The 19,425-nt window shown below is 73.0% G+C and carries 16 protein-coding genes; 4 read left to right on the top strand and 12 right to left on the bottom strand.

The window, feature by feature from the left end:
- Positions 1-35 precede the first annotated feature (35 nt).
- A complete protein-coding gene (locus tag M8C11_RS03270; protein ID WP_252448263.1) occupies positions 36-935 on the top strand; it encodes an A/G-specific adenine glycosylase in 900 nt (299 codons plus the stop codon).
- Between the two features lie 220 nt (positions 936-1,155).
- On the opposite strand, the gene M8C11_RS03265 is transcribed toward M8C11_RS03270, so the two are convergent.
- The 3 genes from M8C11_RS03265 to lysS all read right to left on the bottom strand — a co-directional run bounded on the left by M8C11_RS03265 (position 1,156) and on the right by lysS (position 6,178).
- The gene (locus M8C11_RS03265) at positions 1,156-3,693 is read right to left on the bottom strand and encodes an ATP-dependent Clp protease ATP-binding subunit (RefSeq protein ID WP_120572812.1); all 2,538 of its coding nucleotides are present in this window, start codon (positions 3,691-3,693) and stop codon (positions 1,156-1,158) included.
- Positions 3,694-4,198: 505 nt separating this feature from the next.
- Positions 4,199-4,549 carry an Lsr2 family protein gene (locus M8C11_RS03260; protein ID WP_013288952.1) on the bottom strand — a complete coding sequence of 117 codons (351 nt, stop codon included), beginning with the start codon at positions 4,547-4,549 and terminating at the stop codon, positions 4,199-4,201.
- Positions 4,550-4,669: 120 nt separating this feature from the next.
- Complete coding sequence (lysS, locus tag M8C11_RS03255) at positions 4,670-6,178, bottom strand: lysine--tRNA ligase (protein WP_252448262.1); 1,509 nt, start codon at positions 6,176-6,178, stop codon at positions 4,670-4,672.
- A 93-nt stretch (positions 6,179-6,271) separates the two neighbouring features.
- Between lysS and M8C11_RS03250 the strand changes: the two genes are divergently transcribed.
- Complete coding sequence (locus M8C11_RS03250; protein ID WP_252448261.1) at positions 6,272-7,018, top strand: class I SAM-dependent methyltransferase; 747 nt, start codon at positions 6,272-6,274, stop codon at positions 7,016-7,018.
- Between the two features lie 2 nt (positions 7,019-7,020).
- Here M8C11_RS03250 and M8C11_RS03245 read toward each other — a convergent pair whose 3' ends face one another.
- From M8C11_RS03245 to M8C11_RS03215, 7 genes are all read right to left on the bottom strand, one after another.
- On the bottom strand, positions 7,021-7,779 hold the full coding sequence (locus tag M8C11_RS03245; protein WP_013288955.1) for a type III pantothenate kinase: 759 nt from the start codon (positions 7,777-7,779) through the stop codon (positions 7,021-7,023).
- A gap of 9 nt (positions 7,780-7,788) precedes the next feature.
- Complete coding sequence (gene nadC / locus M8C11_RS03240) at positions 7,789-8,685, bottom strand: carboxylating nicotinate-nucleotide diphosphorylase (protein WP_252448260.1); 897 nt, start codon at positions 8,683-8,685, stop codon at positions 7,789-7,791.
- Positions 8,682-10,373: an L-aspartate oxidase gene (locus M8C11_RS03235; RefSeq protein WP_252448258.1), complete on the bottom strand. Its 1,692-nt coding sequence runs from the start codon at positions 10,371-10,373 to the stop codon at positions 8,682-8,684. Before M8C11_RS03235 ends, nadC begins: the two co-directional genes overlap by 4 nt.
- A 61-nt stretch (positions 10,374-10,434) precedes the next feature.
- Positions 10,435-11,328: a septum formation family protein gene (locus M8C11_RS03230; protein WP_252448256.1), complete on the bottom strand. Its 894-nt coding sequence runs from the start codon at positions 11,326-11,328 to the stop codon at positions 10,435-10,437.
- Positions 11,329-11,517: 189 nt separating this feature from the next.
- Entirely contained in the window at positions 11,518-11,946 is a 429-nt protein-coding gene (gene panD / locus M8C11_RS03225) for an aspartate 1-decarboxylase (RefSeq protein WP_252448254.1), read from the bottom strand.
- Positions 11,947-11,976: 30 nt separating this feature from the next.
- Complete coding sequence (panC, locus tag M8C11_RS03220; protein WP_252448253.1) at positions 11,977-12,819, bottom strand: pantoate--beta-alanine ligase; 843 nt, start codon at positions 12,817-12,819, stop codon at positions 11,977-11,979.
- On the bottom strand, positions 12,819-13,748 hold the full coding sequence (locus tag M8C11_RS03215) for a Rossmann-like and DUF2520 domain-containing protein (RefSeq protein WP_252448252.1): 930 nt from the start codon (positions 13,746-13,748) through the stop codon (positions 12,819-12,821). The genes panC and M8C11_RS03215 overlap by 1 nt, the downstream gene beginning before the upstream one ends.
- Before the next feature lie 193 nt (positions 13,749-13,941).
- On the opposite strand from M8C11_RS03215, the gene M8C11_RS03210 reads away from it, so the two are divergent.
- Positions 13,942-15,003, top strand: coding sequence for an SAM-dependent methyltransferase (locus tag M8C11_RS03210; protein WP_252448449.1), 1,062 nt, complete (start codon positions 13,942-13,944; stop codon positions 15,001-15,003).
- Positions 15,000-16,169 carry an NADH-quinone oxidoreductase subunit D gene (locus tag M8C11_RS03205; RefSeq protein WP_205775963.1) on the top strand — a complete coding sequence of 390 codons (1,170 nt, stop codon included), beginning with the start codon at positions 15,000-15,002 and terminating at the stop codon, positions 16,167-16,169. Before M8C11_RS03210 ends, M8C11_RS03205 begins: the two co-directional genes overlap by 4 nt.
- Positions 16,170-16,179: 10 nt before the next feature.
- Here M8C11_RS03205 and M8C11_RS03200 read toward each other — a convergent pair whose 3' ends face one another.
- On the bottom strand, positions 16,180-18,159 hold the full coding sequence (locus M8C11_RS03200; RefSeq protein WP_252448251.1) for a hypothetical protein: 1,980 nt from the start codon (positions 18,157-18,159) through the stop codon (positions 16,180-16,182).
- Between the two features lie 124 nt (positions 18,160-18,283).
- Positions 18,284-19,288, bottom strand: a complete 1,005-nt coding sequence (locus M8C11_RS03195; protein ID WP_252448250.1) for a glycine betaine ABC transporter substrate-binding protein — start codon at positions 19,286-19,288, stop codon at positions 18,284-18,286.
- Positions 19,289-19,425 lie beyond the last annotated feature (137 nt).

The following is a 19,425-nucleotide window of genomic DNA, read 5'->3' as shown; positions in this document are numbered from 1 at the left end:
GCGGGAAAGACCGCCGTGACATGATCGGCGGCGCGATGTCCGATCCCACATTCGCCACCCAGGTCAGCCGGTGGTACGAGCGCAACGCCCGCGACCTGCCCTGGCGCAAGCCCGGCATCGGTGGCTGGGCGATCCTGGTCTCCGAGGTCATGCTCCAGCAGACCCCCGTGGTCCGGGTGGTGCCCGCCTGGGAGGCGTGGCTGGCCCGCTGGCCCGAGCCGCGCGCGCTCGCCGAGGACACCCCGGCCGAGGCGATCCGGATGTGGGGGCGGCTCGGCTACCCCCGCCGGGCGGTACGCCTGCGCGAGTGCGCGGTGGCGATCGTGGAGCGGCACGGCGGCGTCGTGCCCGACCGGCTCGACCAGTTGCTGGCGCTGCCTGGTGTCGGCACGTACACGGCCCGCGCGGTCGCCGCGTTCGCGTACGGGCAGCGGCACCCGGTGGTGGACACGAACGTCCGGCGCGTGGTGTGCCGGGCGATCGCCGGTGAACCCGACGCCGGCCCCACCACCCGCCCGGCCGACCTGGTCGCCACCGAGGAACTGCTGCCGATCGAACCGGCCGCCGCCGCGCTGGCCAGCGCCGCGTTCATGGAACTCGGCGCTGTCGTCTGCACCGCCCGCGCCCCGCGCTGCGCGATCTGCCCGGTCGAGTCGAGCTGCGCCTGGCGGGCCTCCGGGCAGGCCGCACCCACGGGACCGACCCGACGCCCGCAGCGCTACGCCGGCACCGACCGGCAGGTACGCGGACTGCTGCTCGCGGTGCTGCGGGAGTCCACCGGCCCGGTGCCGCACCAGCGGCTGGACCAGGTGTGGCACGACGACGTGCAGCGGGCCCGCGCCCTGGCCGGCCTGGTCACCGACGGCCTGGTGGAACCGGTGGGCGAGGAGTCGTTCCGCCTGGCCGGCGACGGCCCCGCCGTCCCCCTCCCCTAACCCTCTCCCCCTCCCACCCCCCGGCACCCTCCCCCGCCCCGCGCCCACCCCGTTGATCATGAGGTTAGCGGGGACAAATGGGGCGCCGAGTGCGGTCAACTTCATGATCGACGGGGTGGGCGAGACCAGGCGGGGTGGGTGGGGCGGGCGGGGAGATGGAAAGGCGACGGCCCCGGTGGCTTTCGCCTACCGGGGCCGTCGCCCTCGAACTGTGCGGACCTTATGCGGCGTCGTCCGCGCCGGTGGCGGCGGTGCCGCCAAGGTCCGCCGGGACCGCGTCCGGCACGGCGTCGGGCCGGTCCGCGCCCCGGAAGACGAGCTTGGACTTGTCGATGTCCTCCGGGTCGCCCTCGCAGTCCACGACCACGATCTGACCCGGGGTCAGCTCGTTGAACAGGATCCGCTCGGACAGGTTGTCCTCGATGTCGCGCTGGATCGTGCGACGCAGCGGCCGCGCGCCCAGCACCGGGTCGAAGCCCTTCTTCGCGAGGTACTTCTTCGCGTTGTCGGTCAGCTCCAGACCCATGTCCTTGTTCCGCAGCTGGGACTCGATCCGGGCGATCATGATGTCGACGATCGACAGGATCTCGTTCTGACGCAGCTGGTGGAAGACGATGGTGTCGTCGATCCGGTTCAGGAACTCGGGCCGGAAGTGCTGCTTGAGCTCGTCGTTGACCTTCTGCTTCATCCGGTCGTAGTTCGACTCGGAGTCCTCAGAGGCCTGGAAGCCCAGCGACACCGCCTTGGCGACGTCACGCGTACCGAGGTTGGTGGTCAGGATGATGACCGTGTTCTTGAAGTCCACGATCCGGCCCTGGCCGTCGGTGAGGCGCCCGTCCTCCAGGATCTGGAGGAGCGTGTTGAACACGTCCGGGTGGGCCTTCTCGATCTCGTCGAAGAGGACCACCGAGAACGGCCGGCGACGCACCTTCTCGGTCAGCTGCCCGCCCTCGTCGTAGCCGACGTAGCCGGGAGGGGCACCGACGAGCCGGGACACCGTGTACCGGTCGTGGAACTCCGACATGTCGAGCTGGATGAGGGCGTCCTCGCTGCCGAACAGGAACTCGGCGAGCGCCTTGGACAGCTCGGTCTTACCGACGCCGGACGGGCCGGCGAAGATGAACGAGCCGGAGGGGCGCTTCGGGTCCTTCAGGCCGGCCCGGGTACGCCGGATCGCCTTCGAGACCGCCTTGACCGCGTCCTCCTGGCCGATGACGCGCTTGTGCAGCTCGTCCTCCATGCGCAGCAGGCGCGAGGTCTCCTCCTCGGTCAGCTTGTAGACCGGGATGCCGGTCCAGTTGCCGAGCACCTCGGCGATCTGCTCGTCGTCGACCTCGCTGACGACGTCCAGGTCACCGGCCTTCCACTCCTTCTCCCGCTGCGCCTTCTGACCCAGCAGCTGCTTCTCGGTGTCGCGCAGCTGGGCGGCCCGCTCGAAGTCCTGCGCGTCGATCGCGGACTCCTTGTCGCGGCGCACCTGGGCGATGCGCTCGTCGAAGTCGCGCAGGTCCGGCGGCGCGGTCATCCGGCGGATCCGCATCCGGGCGCCGGCCTCGTCGATCAGGTCGATCGCCTTGTCCGGCAGGAACCGGTCGGAGATGTACCGGTCGGCCAGCGTCGCGGCGGCGACCAGCGCGGCGTCGGTGATGGAGACGCGGTGGTGGGCCTCGTAGCGGTCCCGCAGGCCCTTGAGGATCTCGATGGTGTGGGCCAGCGACGGCTCACCCACCTGGATCGGCTGGAAACGACGCTCCAGAGCGGCGTCCTTCTCCAGGTGCTTGCGGTACTCGTCGAGCGTGGTGGCGCCGATGGTCTGCAGCTCACCACGGGCCAGCATCGGCTTGAGGATGCTGGCGGCGTCGATCGCGCCCTCGGCCGCGCCCGCACCGACGAGGGTGTGGATCTCGTCGATGAACAGGATGATGTCGCCGCGGGTGCGGATCTCCTTGAGCACCTTCTTCAGGCGCTCCTCGAAGTCACCGCGGTAGCGGGAACCGGCGACCAGGGCACCGAGGTCGAGCGTGTAGAGCTGCTTGTCCTTCAGCGTCTCGGGCACCTCGCCCTTGATGATCTTCTGGGACAGGCCCTCCACCACGGCGGTCTTGCCGACGCCGGGCTCGCCGATCAGCACCGGGTTGTTCTTGGTGCGGCGGGACAGCACCTGCATGACCCGCTCGATCTCCTTCTCGCGCCCGATGACCGGGTCGAGCTTGCCCTCGCGGGCGGCCTGGGTCAGGTTGCGGCCGAACTGGTCCAGCACGAGGCTGGTCGACGGCGCGGCCTCACCCGGGGCGGCACCGGCGGCGGCCGGCTCCTTGCCCTGGTAGCCGGAGAGCAGCTGGATGACCTGCTGGCGCACCCGGTTCAGGTCGGCGCCCAGCTTCACCAGGACCTGGGCGGCGACGCCCTCGCCCTCGCGGATCAGGCCGAGCAGGATGTGCTCGGTGCCGATGTAGTTGTGGCCGAGCTGCAGCGCCTCGCGCAGCGACAGCTCCAGCACCTTCTTGGCCCGCGGCGTGAACGGGATGTGCCCGCTCGGCGCCTGCTGGCCCTGGCCGATGATCTCCTCGACCTGCTGACGCACGCCCTCCAGGGAGATGCCGAGGCTCTCCAGGGCCTTTGCCGCGACACCCTCACCCTCGTGGATCAGGCCCAGCAGGATGTGTTCCGTACCGATGTAGTTGTGGTTGAGCATCCGGGCCTCTTCTTGGGCCAGGACGACAACCCGTCGCGCTCGGTCGGTGAACCGCTCGAACATGCCCTCGTGCTCCTCACGTGCCGTGCGCCTTGATGGTCAGATCTCGGCGGGGCCGGTGCGCGGACGTCCGGGACGGGCGTCCGTGCCTCCTTACTCTATCGCCGCGGACCGTCTCCGCTGAGGTCGTGTGCCCCCGCGAATGACCGTTCCGACGTCGTTTCTGACAACCGTCCACGCTCAGGAGGTGTTCCGGGGCCCCTGCCTGTACGCGCAGAGCGAAATTCGACCGGCACCCGAACGGCCGGTCGAGTGGACCGGAGGCGGCACCGAGGCGTCCGCCGGGTCGTCCACAGCCTGTGGATGAACTCTCCACCGCCTGTGGACAACCACCCCGGGCGGGGATTTCTTCCCGGCGACGCCGCCACCCGCGCCGGGTGGGCCGGACCGGACATCCGGCACCGCCGGGGACGTCGGGGCGCAACGGTGACCCCGGTACGGAAACGGCGACGCCGGCCCGGAGTCGCACTCCGGTCCGGCGTCGGCGTCGCCCGTGACGAGGGTGGGGTCAGTGCCCCGCCTTCGCGTGGTACTCGTCCACGATCTCCTGCGGGATACGGCCCCGGTCGGAGATGTCCTTGCCGGCCTTCTTGGCCCACTCGCGGATGGCCCGGTTCTGCTCGCGGTCGGCGGTCGCGCCGCCCCGGCCCCGAGCGGCCCGGCCACCCACGACCACGCCCCCGCGACCGACCTTCGTTCCGTTCGCGATGTACGGCGCGAATACGTCGCGCAATTTCCCGGCGTTGGAAGCGGAGAGGTCGATCTCGTACTGCACGCCGTCGAGCGCGAACTTGACGGTCTCGTCAGCGTCCCCGCCGTCCAGGTCATCGACCAGCTTGTGAATGATCTGCTTGGCCACGTCCCACATTCCTTTCGAGCAGGGTTGTACTCCTGCAATACACCGAGCACAATAACCCGTCCGGCGCTTGTTCCGTCAATAGGACGGGGTAACGAGCCGGAGAAGGCTTGGGGGGAGCGCCTACTCGGGCCGGACCAACGGGAACAGGATCGTTTCCCGAATTCCGAGTCCCGTCAGCGCCATCAGCAGCCGGTCGATTCCCATTCCCATGCCGCCGGACGGCGGCATTCCATACTCCATCGCCCGGAGAAAGTCCTCGTCCAGCCGCATCGCCTCGTCGTCGCCGCGCGCCGCGAGCTGCGCCTGGGCCACCAGGCGCTCCCGCTGCACGACCGGGTCGACCAGCTCCGAGTACGCGGTGCCCAGCTCGAATCCGAGCACGTAGAGGTCCCACTTCTCGGCCAGGCCCGGCTCGCTGCGGTGGGCCCGGGTCAGCGGGCTGGTCTCCTCCGGGTAGTCCATGACGAACGTCGGCGCCTGAAGGGACGGCACGACCAGTTCCTCGAACAACTCCTCGGCCAGCTTGCCCGGTCCCCACTTCGGGTCGACGGAGAGACCGACCTTGTCCGCGTACTCGACCAGGCGCGCCCTTTCGGTGCGGACGGTGACCTCCTCACCGAGCGCTTCGGAAAGAACACCGAACAGCGTCACCGACCGCCACTCGCCGCCCAGATCGAACTCGCGCCCGTCGGCGTGGGTCACCACCGTCGAGCCGGCGACCGCCACCGCGGCCTGCTGTACGAGATTTCGGGTCAGCTCGGCCATCGTGTGGTAGTCGCCGTACGCCTGGTACGCCTCCAGCATCGCGAACTCCGGCGAGTGCGAAGAGTCGATGCCCTCATTACGGAAGTTGCGGTTGATCTCGAAGACGCGGTCCACGCCACCGACGACCGCACGCTTGAGAAACAGTTCCGGCGCGATTCGCAGATACAGATCCGTGTCGAGCGCATTGCTGTGGGTCACGAATGGGCGTGCCGCCGCCCCGCCGTGCAGCAGTTGCAGCATCGGGGTCTCGACCTCGATGAAGTCCTGCCCGTGCAGGGTGTCGCGCAGACTGCGTACGGCGGTGGCCCGGGTGCGGACCATCTGCCGGGCCTGCGGGCGGACCACCAGGTCCACGTAGCGCTGGCGGACCCGGGACTCCTCGCTGAGCGGCTTGTGCGCCACCGGCAGCGGGCGCAGCGCCTTGGCGGTGACCGCCCACTCCTCGGCGAGAACGGACAGCTCGCCGCGCCGGCTGGTGATCACCTCGCCGGTCACGCCGACGTGGTCACCGAGGTCGACCAGGCGCTTCCAGTCGGCCAGCCGCTCGGCGCCGACCCGGTCCAGCGAGAGCATCGCCTGGACCTCGGTGCCGTCACCGTCCCGAAGCGTCGCGAAGCAGAGCTTGCCGGTGTTGCGAATGAAGATCACCCGGCCGGTGACCGAGACCCGGTCGCCGGTGGCGGTGTCCGTGGGCAGGTCGGCGTAGCGCTCCCGCAGCCGCGCGAGCGTGGTGGTCCGCGGGAAACCGACCGGGTACGGCTCGACGCCCTCGGCGAGCATCCGGTCCCGCTTCTCCCGGCGGACCTTCATCTGCTCGGGAAGGTCGTCGGCGGGGTCTGTTGGCAGGGCGTTCTGCTCGGTCACGGCACGCTTCCTCAAGCCTTGGGAACATCGGCGGGGTCAGCACATGAGCGTACTCAAGCGCCGTGGCGGCCGTTACGGGATAACCTGCCCGCCATGACCGACCCCACTGCGGCGCTCTCGTTCGGCGCGGCCGCGGCCGACTACGACCGGTTCCGTCCCCGCTATCCGGAGGCGGCGCTGTGCTGGGCGCTGGACGGCTTGGACGCCGCCCGGGTGGTCGATCTCGGCGCGGGCACCGGCATCCTCACCCGCGGGCTCCTGGCGCTGACCGGGCCGGTGGCTCAGGTCGTACCCGTGGAACCGGATCCGGGGATGCGGGCGCAACTGGCCGCCGCCACGCCCGGTACGACGGCGCTCGCCGGCAGCGCCGAGGCGGTGCCGCTGCCGGACGGATCGGCGGACGCGGTGCTGGTCGGGCAGGCCTACCACTGGTTCGACCGGGAGCCGGCGCACGCCGAGGTGGCCCGCGTGCTGCGCCCGGGCGGCACGTTCGCGCCGGTCTGGAACATCCGCGACGAGCGGGTCGGCTGGGTCGCGGAGCTGAGCCGGATCGCCCACCTCGGCGACAACGCGGGCGACGTGACCCAGCGGTACGCGGACTTCGGCCCCGCCTTCACCGACGTCGAGGTCGGCGAGTTCCCGCACGCCACCACACTCACGCCGGACGAGGTGGTGGGCATGCTGCACACCCGCTCGTACTGGCTGACGGCCGACGCGGACGAGCGGCGGCGGGTCGACACGGAGCTGGCGGAGCTGTTCGCCTCCCACCCGGACCTGACCGGCCGGGAGACGGTCGAGCTGCCCTACCGGACGTTCGTGCTGCGGGCCCGCTGCCGCTGACCTCAGACGTTGCGGTCGTAGACCATCCGCAGGCCGATCAGCGTGATCATCGGCTCGTGGTGGGTGATGGTGTGGCACTCGCCGAGCACCAGCGACGCCAGGCCGCCGGTGGCGATGACCGCCTTCACGCCGCCCAGCTCCTCGGACATCCGCTCGACGATCCGGTCCACCTGACCGGCGAAGCCGAAGTAGAGCCCGGCCTGGAGGCACTCGACGGTGTTCTTGCCGATCACCGAACGCGGGCGGGTCGCCTCCACCTTGCGCAGCTGGGCGGCGCGGGCGGCCAGCGCGTCGAAGGAGATCTCGATGCCGGGGGCGAACGCCCCACCGAGGAACTCCCCCCGGCTGCTGACCAGGTCGAAGTTGGTGGTGGTGCCGAAGTCCACGACGATCGACGGCCCGCCGTAGAGCGTGTACGCGGCCAGCGTGTTGACCACCCGGTCCGCGCCCACCTCCTTCGGGTTGTCGATGGCGAGCTGCACGCCGGTCCGGACACCCGGCTCGACGATCACACTGGGCAGGTCGGCGTAGTACCGGTCGAGCATGGTGCGCAGCGAGCGCAGCGCGGCCGGCACGGTCGAGCAGGCGGCCACGCCGGTGATCTCCACGGCGTCCCCGGCGAGCAGTCCGCGGAACATCAGGCCCAGCTCGTCCGCCGTGGAACGGGCGTCGGTCTTGATCCGCCACGAATGCACCAGCTTGTCGCCGTCGAAGGTCGCCAGCACGGTGTTCGTGTTTCCGATGTCGATGCAGAGCAGCACAGCGGCAGCCTAGACGTCACGCAGGTCGAGGGCGATGTCCAGGATCGGCGAGGAGTGGGTGAGCGCGCCGACGGAGAGGAAGTCGACGCCGGTCGCGCCGTACTCGGCCGCCATCGGCAGCGTCAGCCCGCCGGTGGCCTCCAGTTCCGCCCGGTCGCCCACCGACGCCACCACCTCGCGCAGCTGCGCCGGGGTCATGTTGTCCAGCAGCAGGAACCGGGCGCCCGCCTCGACCGCCTCCACCGCCTCGGCCGGCGTGTCCACCTCGACCTGCACCGCGACGTCGGGGAACGCCTCCCGCACCCGGCGGAACGCGGCAGCGATCCCGCCCGCCGCGACCTTGTGGTTGTCCTTGATCATGGCGACGTCGTACAGGCCCATCCGCTTGTTGGTGCCGCCACCGGCCCGGACCGCGTACTTCTCCAGCGCCCGCAGGCCCGGCGTGGTCTTGCGGGTGTCCAGCACCGTCGCCTTCGTGCCGGCCAGCGCGTCGGCCCAGGCCCGGGTGTGCGTCGCCACCCCGGACATGCGGGACAGCAGGTTCAGCGCCGTCCGCTCGGCGGTCAGCAGCAGCCGGGTCGGGCCGGTCACGGTGGCCAGCACGTCACCGCGCGCCACCCGCTGCCCGTCGTGGGCCACAAGCGAGACCTCGACCGTACGCCCCGCGCCGGTCACCTCGCCGACCAGCTCGAACACGGCGGCGGCGACGGGCAGCCCGGCCACCACGCCGTCGGCGCGCGCCACCAGATCGGCCGTGTCGTGCTGCTCGTCCGGGATGGTGGCCACACTCGTGACGTCGAGGAAGCCGGGCCCCAGATCCTCGTGCAGCGTGTCGACGATGACGTGCCGGACCCGCTCCGGGTCCAGGCCGCCGTCCCGCAGCGCCCGCTCCGTCGACTCCCTCATCGGTTGATCTCCTCCCAGCGCTCGGCCACCCGGCCGTCCGTGCCCACCTCGGCCACCAGGTGACCCAGCCACCGCTCGTCGGCGGTCGGGAAGTCCTCCCGCCAGTGGCAGCCCCGCGTCTCCTGGCGCGCGTACGCGGCCGCGACCAGCGTCGACGCCACCGTGAGCAGGTTCGTCGCCTCCCAGTCGGCGGTACGCGGCACGCCCTGCCCCGCGCCCAGCTCCGTGAGCGTGGCGGCGGTGGCTTCCAGCGTCCGCGCCGACCGGAGCACGCCCGCGCCCCGGGTCATCGCCCGTTGCAGCTCCGCCGTGCCGGCCGCCGGCACCAGCGCGCCCGGCCCGCCCACCCAGGCGCCGGTCTCCGCCGGGCGGGCCTGCTCGGGCAGCCCGGCGGCGATGTCCTCGGCGATCCGGCGGGAGAAGACCAGCCCTTCCAGCAGCGAGTTGCTGGCCAGCCGGTTGGCGCCGTGCACGCCGGTGCAGGCCACCTCGCCGCAGGCGTACAGGCCGGGGATGGAGGTACGGCCGCGCAGGTCGGTCCGGACGCCGCCGGAGGCGTAGTGCGCGGCCGGCGCCACCGGGATCAGGTCGGTCGCCGGGTCCACGCCGATGGCCAGGCAGGACGCCACGATGGTGGGGAACCGCCGGGCCAGGAAGTCGCCGCCGAGGTGCCGGGCGTCCAGGAACACATGGTCGGCGCCGGACGCGAGCAGCACCCGGTGGATGCCCTTGGCGACCACGTCCCGGGGAGCCAGCTCGGCCAGCTCGTGCTGGCCGACCATGAAGCGCTTGCCGTCGCCGTCGACCAGGTGGGCGCCCTCGCCGCGCAGCGCCTCGGACACCAGCGGCTGCTGGGCCAGCCCCGCGCCCGGCCCGCCCGCCGGCACGATCAGCGCGGTCGGGTGGAACTGGACGAACTCCACGTCGGTGACCGCCGCGCCCGCGCGCAACGCCAGCGCCACCCCGTCCCCGGTGGAGACCGCCGGGTTGGTGGTGGCGGCGAAGATCTGCCCCATCCCGCCGGTGGCCAGCACCACCGCGCGGCCGAGGATCGCGCCGACGCCGTCCTCGCTGCCCTCGCCGAGCACGTGCAGCGTGATGCCGCAGGCCGGGCCGAGCCCGCCCGGCCCGTCGCCGGGTGCGCGCAGCAGGTCCAGCACCAGGGCGTGCTCCACCAGCCGGATCCACGGGTCGCGGCGGACCGCGTCGTGCAGCGCCCGCTGTACCTCCGCGCCGGTGGCGTCGCCGCCGGCGTGCACGATCCGGTCGGCTCGGTGGCCGCCCTCCCGGGTCAGCATCAGCGAGCCGTCCGGGTTGCGGTCGAACTCCGCCCCGATCCGCATCAGCTCACGCAGCCGGGTCGGACCCTCGGCCACGAGCGCGCGGACCGCCGCCGGGTCGCAGAGGCCGACCCCGGCCACCTCCGTGTCGTACGCGTGCGCGTCCGGGGTGTCCGCCGGATCCAGTACGGCGGCGATCCCGCCCTGCGCCCAGCGGGTCGAGCCCTCGTCCATGTCGACCTTGGTGACCACCGTGACGTGCAGCCCGGCCTCGCGCAGGTGCAGCGCGGCGGTCAGCCCGGCCACGCCGGAGCCGACCACGATCACGTCTGTCGTCTCCACCCAGCCGGGGGCGGGCGCGGCGAGCAGCCGAGGCAGCGCCGGCAGGTCGACGGTGGGTACGTCCATGAGCACAGTCAACCCGAAGCGAACTCGGCTCGGGCGCCGGGGGCGTGACGAGTGCGCTCGGCTACCTCGTCCGGCGCGGGAGGGCGGCCGGTCCGGCGCCCTTCAGAGAGGTGGTCACCGTACGGTCGCTGAGCCACAGGTAGCAGCGCACGCCGCGGTCCCCGACCGCCCAGCGACCTGCGGCGGGCGGCCGGACCACCACGTCGCTGCGGTAGCGCAGGAACGCGTCGGCGGGCACCCCGGCGTACCGGGCGATCACGCCGAAGCAGCCGTCGTAGAGCGGCACCCAGTCCTCCGGCTTCTTCGGGTACGGACGGTCCGGCGCGGCCCACACGCCGACGAACTCGGCGTCGTGCGCGACGGTGCAGTCGACCGGGGTGAGCCGCTGCACCCGGCCCGCGTCCCGCCCGGTGCGCTGGCAGCCGAGCCGGAGCGGGGAGGGTGTCTTGAGCGCGTCGCGCAGGCTGCCCGTCCGGGTGACCACGGTGGCCGCCGCCTCGACCATGGTCAGCTCGGTCAGGTCGCACCGGTACCAGCGGGAGCCCGCCGTCCAGCCGGCGCCCGTCGGCACCGCCACCGCCAGCCGGAGCCGCCCGGCGCGCCAGTCGTCACCCACGTACCCGGCGGCCCGCTTGTCGCAGTCGGCGAACGCGGTACGCAGCTCGGGTGAGGTGAGCGGCGGCGGGTCGGGCCGGTCGGCGGTGAACGCACCGACGTGCACGGTCTCCACCCGGTGCGGCAGCTCGCAGCCGACCGGCGCGTACGCGGCCAGGCCGACGCTCGCTGTGAAGTCCGCGACCTGGCAGACCCCCGCGGCCGGGGTGAACGGCCCGGGTGCGGCCATCGGGGCCCAGTCGTCGGTGAGGTCGGCGTCCAGCCCGCCGGCGCCCGCGCAGCCGGTCAGGGCGGCGCTCGCGACCATCGCGGCGACCAGGAAGCTCATCGCACGGCGCATCGCGGCCTCCCCCAGCCGACGACCGTCGATCCCCGACGGTCCGCCCAGGGTAGCCGAAAATGACCTTCCGGTGACAGACCGCGTTCCCCGCCCGTCCACCTCGTCGATCTTGCGCTTGTTGCCCCGGCAAACCGGACATAGCAGCCCAGAGGAGGGCCGCAACTGCAAGATCAGCGGCGAGAAGGGGGGTCAGCTGAGGGCGGAGGCGAGTGGGTTGGGGATGGGGGTTCCGGCGGTGCCGGGAGCTGCCGTCGTCGGGTCCGTCGAGAGGTCGACGACCTTGTTGTCGGCGTCGACGTGCACCACGCGAGGGCGGTACGTGCGGGCCTCGGTGTCGTCCATCTGCCCGTACGAGATCAGGATGACCAGGTCACCGGGGTGCACCAGGTGCGCGGCGGCGCCGTTGATGCCGATCACACCGCTGCCCCGCCGGCCCGGGATCACGTACGTCTCCAGCCGGGCGCCGTTGGTGATGTCCACGATCGCGACCTGCTCGCCGGGGAGCAGGTCCGCCGCGTCGAGCAGATCCTCGTCCACGGTGACCGAGCCGACGTAGTGCAGGTCGGCCTGGGTCACCGTGGCGCGGTGGATCTTCGACTTGAGCATGGTCCGGAACATCGGGGTGCCTTTCCGCATTCGTGGTGGGGTTCAGGGACGCGGCGCGAGGTGGATCGCCGTGTTGTCGATCAGGCGGGTGGCGCCGACCCAGGCCGCGATCAGCAGCCGGGCCGGACCGTCGACCGGGCCGGGTTCCAGCTCGGTGTCGGTGAGCACCAGGTAGTCCAGGCGGGCGTCCGGCGCGTCGAAGGCGCGGTGGGCGGCGGCCAGCACCGCACCCGCGTCCTCGCCCCGCTCGGCCGCCGCCGCACCGGCCCGCAACGCGGCGGACAGGCTAAGCGCGGTCTGCCGCTCCTCCGCCGACAGGTACCGGTTGCGGCTCGACATGGCCAGCCCGTCCGGTTCCCGTACGGTCGGCACGCCGACGATCTCGGTCGGCACGTCGAGGTCGCGGACCATACGGCGGACCAGGGTGAGCTGCTGGTAGTCCTTCTCGCCGAAGAAGGCCAGGTCGGGGCGGGTGAGCTGGAGCAGCTTCATGACCACGGTGAGCACGCCGTGGAAGAAGCCGGGACGGCTCAGTCCCTCCAGGTCCTCGCCGAGCGGACCTGGGTCGAGCCGCACGGTGGGCCGGCCCTCCGGGTACATCTCGGTCACCGAGGGCGCGAACACCACGTCCACCCCGGCCCGGCGGCAGATCTCCAGGTCGGAGTCGAGCGTGCGCGGGTAGCGGTCGAAGTCCTCGTTCGGGCCGAACTGCAGCGGGTTCACGAAGATCGTGACGATCACGTGGCCGGCGCGCTCGCGGGCGGCCCGCAGCAGCGCCTCGTGCCCGGCGTGCAGCGCGCCCATGGTCATCACCACGCCGACCGGGCCGGCCATCGCCTCACGGGCGGCCGCCAGTTCCTTGCGCGTGTGCAGCACCTCGGCCATCAGGCCGCCACCTCGATTCCGTCGAGCACGTTCCGCAGCGCGGCCGCGTCCGCCGGGCGGAGGCGGCCGACCGCGACGGCGCGGTCCGCCGTCCGTCGTGCCAACGCCAGATACGCGGGTACGGATTCCGGCGCGGTCCGCGCCAGCCGGTCCAGATGCCGGCGTACGGTGCCCGTGTCACCGCGCGACACCGGGCCGGTGAGCGCGTCGTCGCCCAGCCGCAGCGCGTTCTCCAGCGCGGCCCGCAGCAGCGGGGCGAGCACCTTCTCCGGCCGTTCCACACCGGCGTCACGCAGCCGGTCGGCGGCCTCGTTGACGAGCGTCACCAGGTGGTTCGCGCCGTGCGCGAGCGCCGCGTGGTAGAGCGGCCGGTCGTTCTCACCGACCCACTCCGGTACGCCGCCCAGGTCGGCCACCAGCCGGGCCGCGAACGGGCGCAGCTCGGCCGGGGCGGTCACCCCGTAGGAGATGCCGGGCAGGCGGGACAGGTCGTCCGGCGTACCGGTGAAGGTCATCGCCGGGTGCAGCGCGAGCGGCCGGGCGCCCGCCTCGACGGCCGGGGCCAGGGCGGCGAGCCCGTGCGCGCCGGAGGTGTGCGCCACCACCTGGCCGGGGCGCAGCGCGCCGCTCGCGGCCAGATCCGCGACCACGCCCGCCAGTGCGTCGTCCGGGACCGCGACGATCAGCAGGTCGGTGGCGGCGCGCGCCACCTCGGACGCGGTGCGGTGCGGGGTCTGCGGCAGCAGCAGCGCCAGCCGGGCCCGTGTCGCGCCCGAGGCGCCGGACGCGGCGACCACCCGGTGGCCGGCGGCGGCGAGGGCCGCGCCCAGCACGGCGCCGACCCGGCCGGCGCCGAGGACGCCGACGGCGAGGGTACGCGGGAAGACGAGCGGGGCAGCGGTGGCCCGGGGGCGCAGCGGTGCGCTCATGGCAGCGATCCAGTCCTCGAAGGGGGTACCGGTCGATGGCAAGTATGCGCCCGGGTGACAGACCCGAAACAAGAAGGTGTGAAAACCTTCACCGACCGCCCGAAGCGGCCGCTCCGGTGGCGGGCAAACCGCCCGTTCGGGTACGTCCCGTAGGGTCGGCACGGTGACCTCCCCGCTGCGCTGGCGCGACGCGATGGAGCGGGCGCTGTACGGGCCGGACGGCTTCTTCGTCTCCGGCGCCGGGCCCGCCGCGCACTTCCGCACGAGCGTGCACGCCTCACCCGTCTTCACCGCCTGCCTTGTGCGGCAGCTCGAGATGGTGGACGCGGCGCTGGGGCACCCGGCCCGCCTGGACGTGGTGGACGTGGGCGCGGGGCGGGGCGAACTGCTCCGGGCCCTGCTGGCCCAGGCCGCACCCGAGCTGTCCGCCCGGATCAGGCCGGTAGCCGTGGAACGAGCCACCCGCCCGCCGGACCTGCCCCCGGAGATCGACTGGCGGCCCGACATCCCCGACGGCATCACCGGCCTGCTCCTGGCCACGGAATGGCTGGACAACGTCCCCGTCGACGTGGCGGTCCACACCCCCGCAGGCTGGCGCGTCCTCCTGGTGGACCCGAAAACCGGCGAGGAGACAGTCGGACCGGCCCCTTCCCCAACCGACACCACCTGGCTGACCCACTGGTGGCCCCCGGCTCCCGCCCCGGCTCCCGCCCCGGTGATCAAGGAGTTTGCGGCCGCGGAGGGCCCGGATCAGGACACGAACTCCTTGATCACCGACGTCAGTCAGGGCGGTGGGCGGGCGGAGATCGGGGTGGGACGGGATCTGGCCTGGGCCGGGGCGGTGGGGAAGGTGGCGCGCGGGCTGGCGCTCGCGGTGGACTACGGGCATCTGCGGGACTCGCGTCCTCTCGACGGGACGCTCACCGGGTACCGGGGTGGGCGGCAGGTGCCGCCGGTCCCGGACGGATCCTGCGACGTGACGGCGCACGTCGCCATGGACTCGGTCGCCTCCGCCGGTGAGCGGGTCGCGCGGTGCGCGTACTCCCTGATCTCGCAGCGGGAGGCGCTGCGGGCGCTCGGGGCCGACGGCGGGCGACCGCCGCTGAGCCTGGCCTCCCGCGACCCGGCCGGTTACCTGCGGGCGCTGGCCGCGGCGTCCGCGGCGGCCGAGCTGACCGACCCGGCCGGGCTCGGCGGGCACCTGTGGCTGCGCCAGCCGGTCGGCGTCGCGCTCGACGCGGTCGTGGCACGATGACGGGCATGACCACGGACGCCGCCGACCTCCGCGAGCTGACAGTCGGCACCGGCGCCGGCGGTGAGCAGCTCGGCACCGACATGGTGCTCAACATCGGGCCGCAGCACCCCTCGACGCACGGCGTGCTGCGGCTGAAGCTGGTACTCGACGGGGAGCGGGTGGTCGCCGCCGAGCCGATCGTCGGCTACATGCACCGGGGTGCGGAGAAGCTCTTCGAGGTACGCGACTACCGGCAGATCATCGTGCTGGCGAACCGGCACGACTGGCTGTCGGCGTTCTCCAACGAGCTGGGCGTGGTGCTCGCCGTCGAACGGCTGATGGGCATGGAGGTGCCGGAACGCGCCACCTGGCTGCGGATGGCGCTGGCCGAGCTGAACCGGGTGCTCAACCACCTGATGTTCCTCGGCTCGTACCCGCTGGAGATCGGCGCGATCACGCCGATGTTCTACGCGTTCCGGGAACGGGAGACCATCCAGGCGGTGATGGAGGAGGTCTCCGGCGGCCGGATCCACTACATGTTCAACCGGGTCGGCGGCCTGAAGGAGGAGGTGCCGGCGGGCTGGACCGGGCGCGCCCGCGCCGCCATCGCCGAGGTACGCCGCCGCATGCCCGACCTGGACAACCTGATCCGGCGCAACGAGATCTTCCTGGCCCGTACCGTCGGGGTCGGTGTGCTGTCCGCCGCCGACGCCGCCGCGTTCGGCGCGTCCGGGCCGGTCGCCCGGGCGTCCGGGCTCGACCTCGACCTGCGCCGCGACGAGCCGTACCTGGCCTACGACCAGCTCGACGTGCCCGTGGTGACGAAGACCGCCGGTGACTGCCACGCCCGCTTCGAGGTGCTGCTCGACCAGGTGTACGTCTCACTAGACCTCGCCGAGCAGTGCCTGGACCGGGTGGACCGGATCAGCGGGCCGGTGAACACGCGGCTGCCCAAGGTGCTGAAGGCACCCGAGGGGCACACGTACGCCTGGACCGAGAACCCGCTCGGCATCAACGGTTACTACCTGGTGTCCCGGGGCGAGAAGACGCCCTGGCGGATGAAGCTGCGCACCGCCTCGTACGCGAACGTGCAGGCGCTGTCGTCGCTGCTGCCCGGCTGCCTGGTGCCGGACCTGATCGCCATCCTCGGCTCGATGTTCTTCGTGGTGGGCGACATCGACAAGTGATCGTGGGCGGTCAGCGCCAGCGGTCGGCGTCGTCCCGGTGCGGCCGGCCGTGCCCACCGTGCTCCGGGCTGCGCCACTCCGGTTCCGCCGGCCGCCATTCCGGCTCGGGCCGACGCCACTGCTCCGGTTCGGGCTGACGCCACTCCGGGGGTGGCTGGCGCCATTCCGGCTGGCCGCTGCGCTGCGTCGGCGGCCGCCACTCGTCCGGCACCGGCACCCCGCCGGCCGGCAGCGCCGGGTGGCTCTCCCCGGACCATCGGGCGTCCGGTCCGTCCGGCGCGCTCGCGTCCGGTCCGCCGCCGCGTACCGACGCCCACCGGTCCTCGACCCGGTACTCCGTGCCGCCACCGTCGGCGTGCACGGCGGCCCGCCGTTCCCCGAGCCGGATCTCCCGGCCCGCACCGTCGTCGCGGACCGCGGCCCACCGGTTGCCGGCACGCATCTCTGACCACTGGTCGCCGTCGGTGCCCGCCCGGCCGGCCGGGGCCTCCGGTACGTCTGCCGTGCCCGCCGGCCAGGCGCTCGCCGCTCGCCCGGCCCGGTCGTCACCGCCGCCGGACCAGGGTCGCTGCTCGTCGGCCGCCGTCCGGCCCTGGTCGCCCGACCAGCCGCCCCCGGAGGTACGCCCCGACCAGCCCTGGTCTCCTGCGGTACGCCCGGACCAGCCCTGTTCCGCGGCGGCGGCCCGGCCGACACCCGCCCACGGATGCTCGGCAGCAGGACGCCCGGGGGCGGTCCACGAGTGCCCGTCGTCGCCGGCCCCGCCGCCCCAGCCGCCGTCGTCCGACCCGGCACGGCGGCCACCGTCGTCGGACCCGGCGCGGTGGCCTGACCGGACGCCCGGGTCGCGCTGTCCCGCGCGCCATTGGTCGGCCGGGTCCGCGCCCCGGGACCGGTCCTCGTCCGGCCAGCCGCCGGGGAATCCGCCGTACCGGTTGCCGGCCGGCTCACCACCGCCGACGATCGTGTGCCGCGTGGTGACGTGCACCGTCTCGGTGTGGTGGACCACGCCGACCGGGCGGGTCTCCGGCCGGACGACCGGGTCGGACACCCGCGCCGCGCCGTACACCCCGCTCGCCGGCTGGTCGGGACGCACTGAGGCCCGCGCCGGCTCGGCGTCGTGCCGACCGGCCCGCGCCGGTTCGGAGTCGTAGCGGCCGGCCCGGGGGTGCTCGGTCTCGTAGTGGCCCGCACGCGACGGCGGCTCGGCGTCATAACGGCCGGTCCGGGGCGGCTCGGAGTCGTAGCGGCCTGCCCGAGGCGGCTCGACGTCGTAACGGCCGCCCCCAGGCGAATCGGCGTCGTAGCGGGAAACCGCAGGCACGTCGGCGTCGTGGTGGCCGGTCCGGGACGGCTCGGCCTCGTAGCGGCCGGTCCGAGGCGGGTCGGCGTCGTGGTGGCCGGTCCGAGGCGGGTCCGCGTCGTAGTCGGTTCCGTAGCGGCCGCCGGAGTACGCCGACCGGGCCGGTTCGTCGTCGTCCCGCCCGGCCGGATGCGCCCGGCCGGCGTCGGGCGTGCCGGTGACCGGCACCCGGGCCGCGCCGCTCGGTCGCTCCGGTGCCGACGCGGAGGGGGCCACGGAGACGGAGGCGGACGCGGGCGCGGAGGCCAGTCCGGCGGCGGCCGCGTCGAGCCGGTGCCGTACCGCGCCGGCCACCTCCTCGGCCCGGCGTGCCTGGTCGAGCGCCTGGTTGCCGCGCTGGGCGGCGGCCACGATCTCGGCCCGCAGCTCCCGCCGGAGCTGCGCCAACTCCTCGCGCATCTCCTCGGCGGCCGCGCCCCCGGAACCGCTCTCCGGCCGCAGCGCGATGGACAGACCGATCAGCACGACGGCGAGGATCGCCAGGACGGCGCCGAACCGGAGCGAGCCGTTGCCGTCGGCGATCAGCAGGATGAGCGCGGCCAGGGGCGCCAGCCCCACACCGACCCAGAACAGGACGGTGAGCAGGGTGGGCGTGCTCTTGTCGGCGGGCGCGACCGAGGCGGGCATGGCTGAGCAGACTACCGAGAGTTCCACCGGAGGGGAACGGGTCGGCACCACTCGATGGGCGGACCGTCGAACAGGGCCGCCGTGCCGCCGGCCGGCACGCGTGGCGCCGGCCGGCGGTGGTGCGTCAGCTCGCGGCCAGCGCCGCGTCGGAGGAGAAGACCAGGCCGACGCTCGCCGAGCCGGTCTTCAGCGCGTTCTTGGTCTGCGGGCCGCCCGCGTCCAGCGAGCTGAACGAGCCGGCCTTGAAGTCGTAGACCTCGACCAGACCGGCCTGGCACTTGGGCCGCTGCGGGCACTCCGGCGGCCCGGCCAGCACGGTGGCCTGCCCGGAGCACTTGGCGGCCAGCTCGGAGAGCGTGGAGACGCCGTACTTGTCGGCGAACGCCTTGGTGACCGCGAACGCGTTCTGGTCCTGCGCCTGGGACGGCTGGCCGAAGGCCAGGCCCGACTTTTCGCCCTCGGTCTTCAGCGCCGCGACCGTCTTGTCCAGCTCCGGCGAGGAGACGGGCTGGGCGTCCTTGCCGTTGGCCTTGGTGTTGAGGAACTCCGCCATGGTGGCGGCGTACTCCGGGACGACCTGGATCTGCCCCTTCTCCAGGGCCGGCTCGTAGAGCTCCCGGTTGCCGATGGTCTGCACCTTGACCTGGTAGCCGGCCGCGGTGAGCGCGATCTTGTAGAGCTCGGCGATGGTCTGGCTCTCGCTGAAGTTGCCCGCGCCGACGGTGATCTGGCCGCCCGGGCCCTTCTCGATCCCGTCGGTCACGCCGTTGGCGGAGGCGAACTCCTCCGCCGCGACCTGGGGCGTCTTGCGGTCGACGTCGACCGCCCGGTTGAGCTGGATCAGCTTCGGGGTGTCGAGCTTCGCGGAGACCTTGTCCAGCGCGGCGACGAGCTGCGGCGTGGCCGCCTTCGCGTTGATCGCGGGGATGACGTTGTCGGTGTTCTGGAGCTTCTTGTCGTCGGTCAGGACGACCAGCTGGTCGCCCGCCACCGGCGCGCAGCCCGCCCCCGAGGCGCCCTGCTCGGGCGCGTCGGTGCCGGACGAGCCGGCGTCGCCGCAGCCGGTGAGGAGAACAGCCGCGGTGAGTGCGCCGAGCGCCCCCGCGGCCAGTGTCGTACGCGCGCGCATCAGTGCCCGCCTTCCGTGTCCCGGCGCGACCCTGCCGGGCCGGCCGCGTGTCCGACGGGCGATCCGGACGGCCACCCGCGACTCCAGCCAATATCTTCCGGACCCGACCGACAAACTCGGAGCGGTTTTCGTCACCT

The organism is Micromonospora sp. CPM1 (assembly GCF_023896895.1).
In the GTDB taxonomy this organism is placed as follows: domain Bacteria; phylum Actinomycetota; class Actinomycetes; order Mycobacteriales; family Micromonosporaceae; genus Micromonospora; species Micromonospora tulbaghiae.
Note: the sequence above shows the minus strand (reverse complement) of the source record. Positions and strands in the feature narration are given on the sequence as shown.

Coding starts and splice junctions, on each gene's coding strand:
- M8C11_RS03270 (WP_252448263.1), top strand. CDS start 36: ATGTCCGATCCCACATTCGCCACCCAGGTCAGCCGGTGGTACGAGCGC.
- M8C11_RS03265 (WP_120572812.1), bottom strand. CDS start 3,693: ATGTTCGAGCGGTTCACCGACCGAGCGCGACGGGTTGTCGTCCTGGCC.
- M8C11_RS03250 (WP_252448261.1), top strand. CDS start 6,272: ATGACCGACCCCACTGCGGCGCTCTCGTTCGGCGCGGCCGCGGCCGAC.
- nadC (WP_252448260.1), bottom strand. CDS start 8,685: ATGAGGGAGTCGACGGAGCGGGCGCTGCGGGACGGCGGCCTGGACCCG.
- M8C11_RS03235 (WP_252448258.1), bottom strand. CDS start 10,373: ATGGACGTACCCACCGTCGACCTGCCGGCGCTGCCTCGGCTGCTCGCC.
- M8C11_RS03230 (WP_252448256.1), bottom strand. CDS start 11,328: ATGCGCCGTGCGATGAGCTTCCTGGTCGCCGCGATGGTCGCGAGCGCC.
- panD (WP_252448254.1), bottom strand. CDS start 11,946: ATGTTCCGGACCATGCTCAAGTCGAAGATCCACCGCGCCACGGTGACC.
- panC (WP_252448253.1), bottom strand. CDS start 12,819: ATGGCCGAGGTGCTGCACACGCGCAAGGAACTGGCGGCCGCCCGTGAG.
- M8C11_RS03215 (WP_252448252.1), bottom strand. CDS start 13,748: ATGAGCGCACCGCTGCGCCCCCGGGCCACCGCTGCCCCGCTCGTCTTC.
- M8C11_RS03210 (WP_252448449.1), top strand. CDS start 13,942: ATGGAGCGGGCGCTGTACGGGCCGGACGGCTTCTTCGTCTCCGGCGCC.
- M8C11_RS03205 (WP_205775963.1), top strand. CDS start 15,000: ATGACGGGCATGACCACGGACGCCGCCGACCTCCGCGAGCTGACAGTC.
- M8C11_RS03200 (WP_252448251.1), bottom strand. CDS start 18,159: ATGCCCGCCTCGGTCGCGCCCGCCGACAAGAGCACGCCCACCCTGCTC.
- M8C11_RS03195 (WP_252448250.1), bottom strand. CDS start 19,288: ATGCGCGCGCGTACGACACTGGCCGCGGGGGCGCTCGGCGCACTCACC.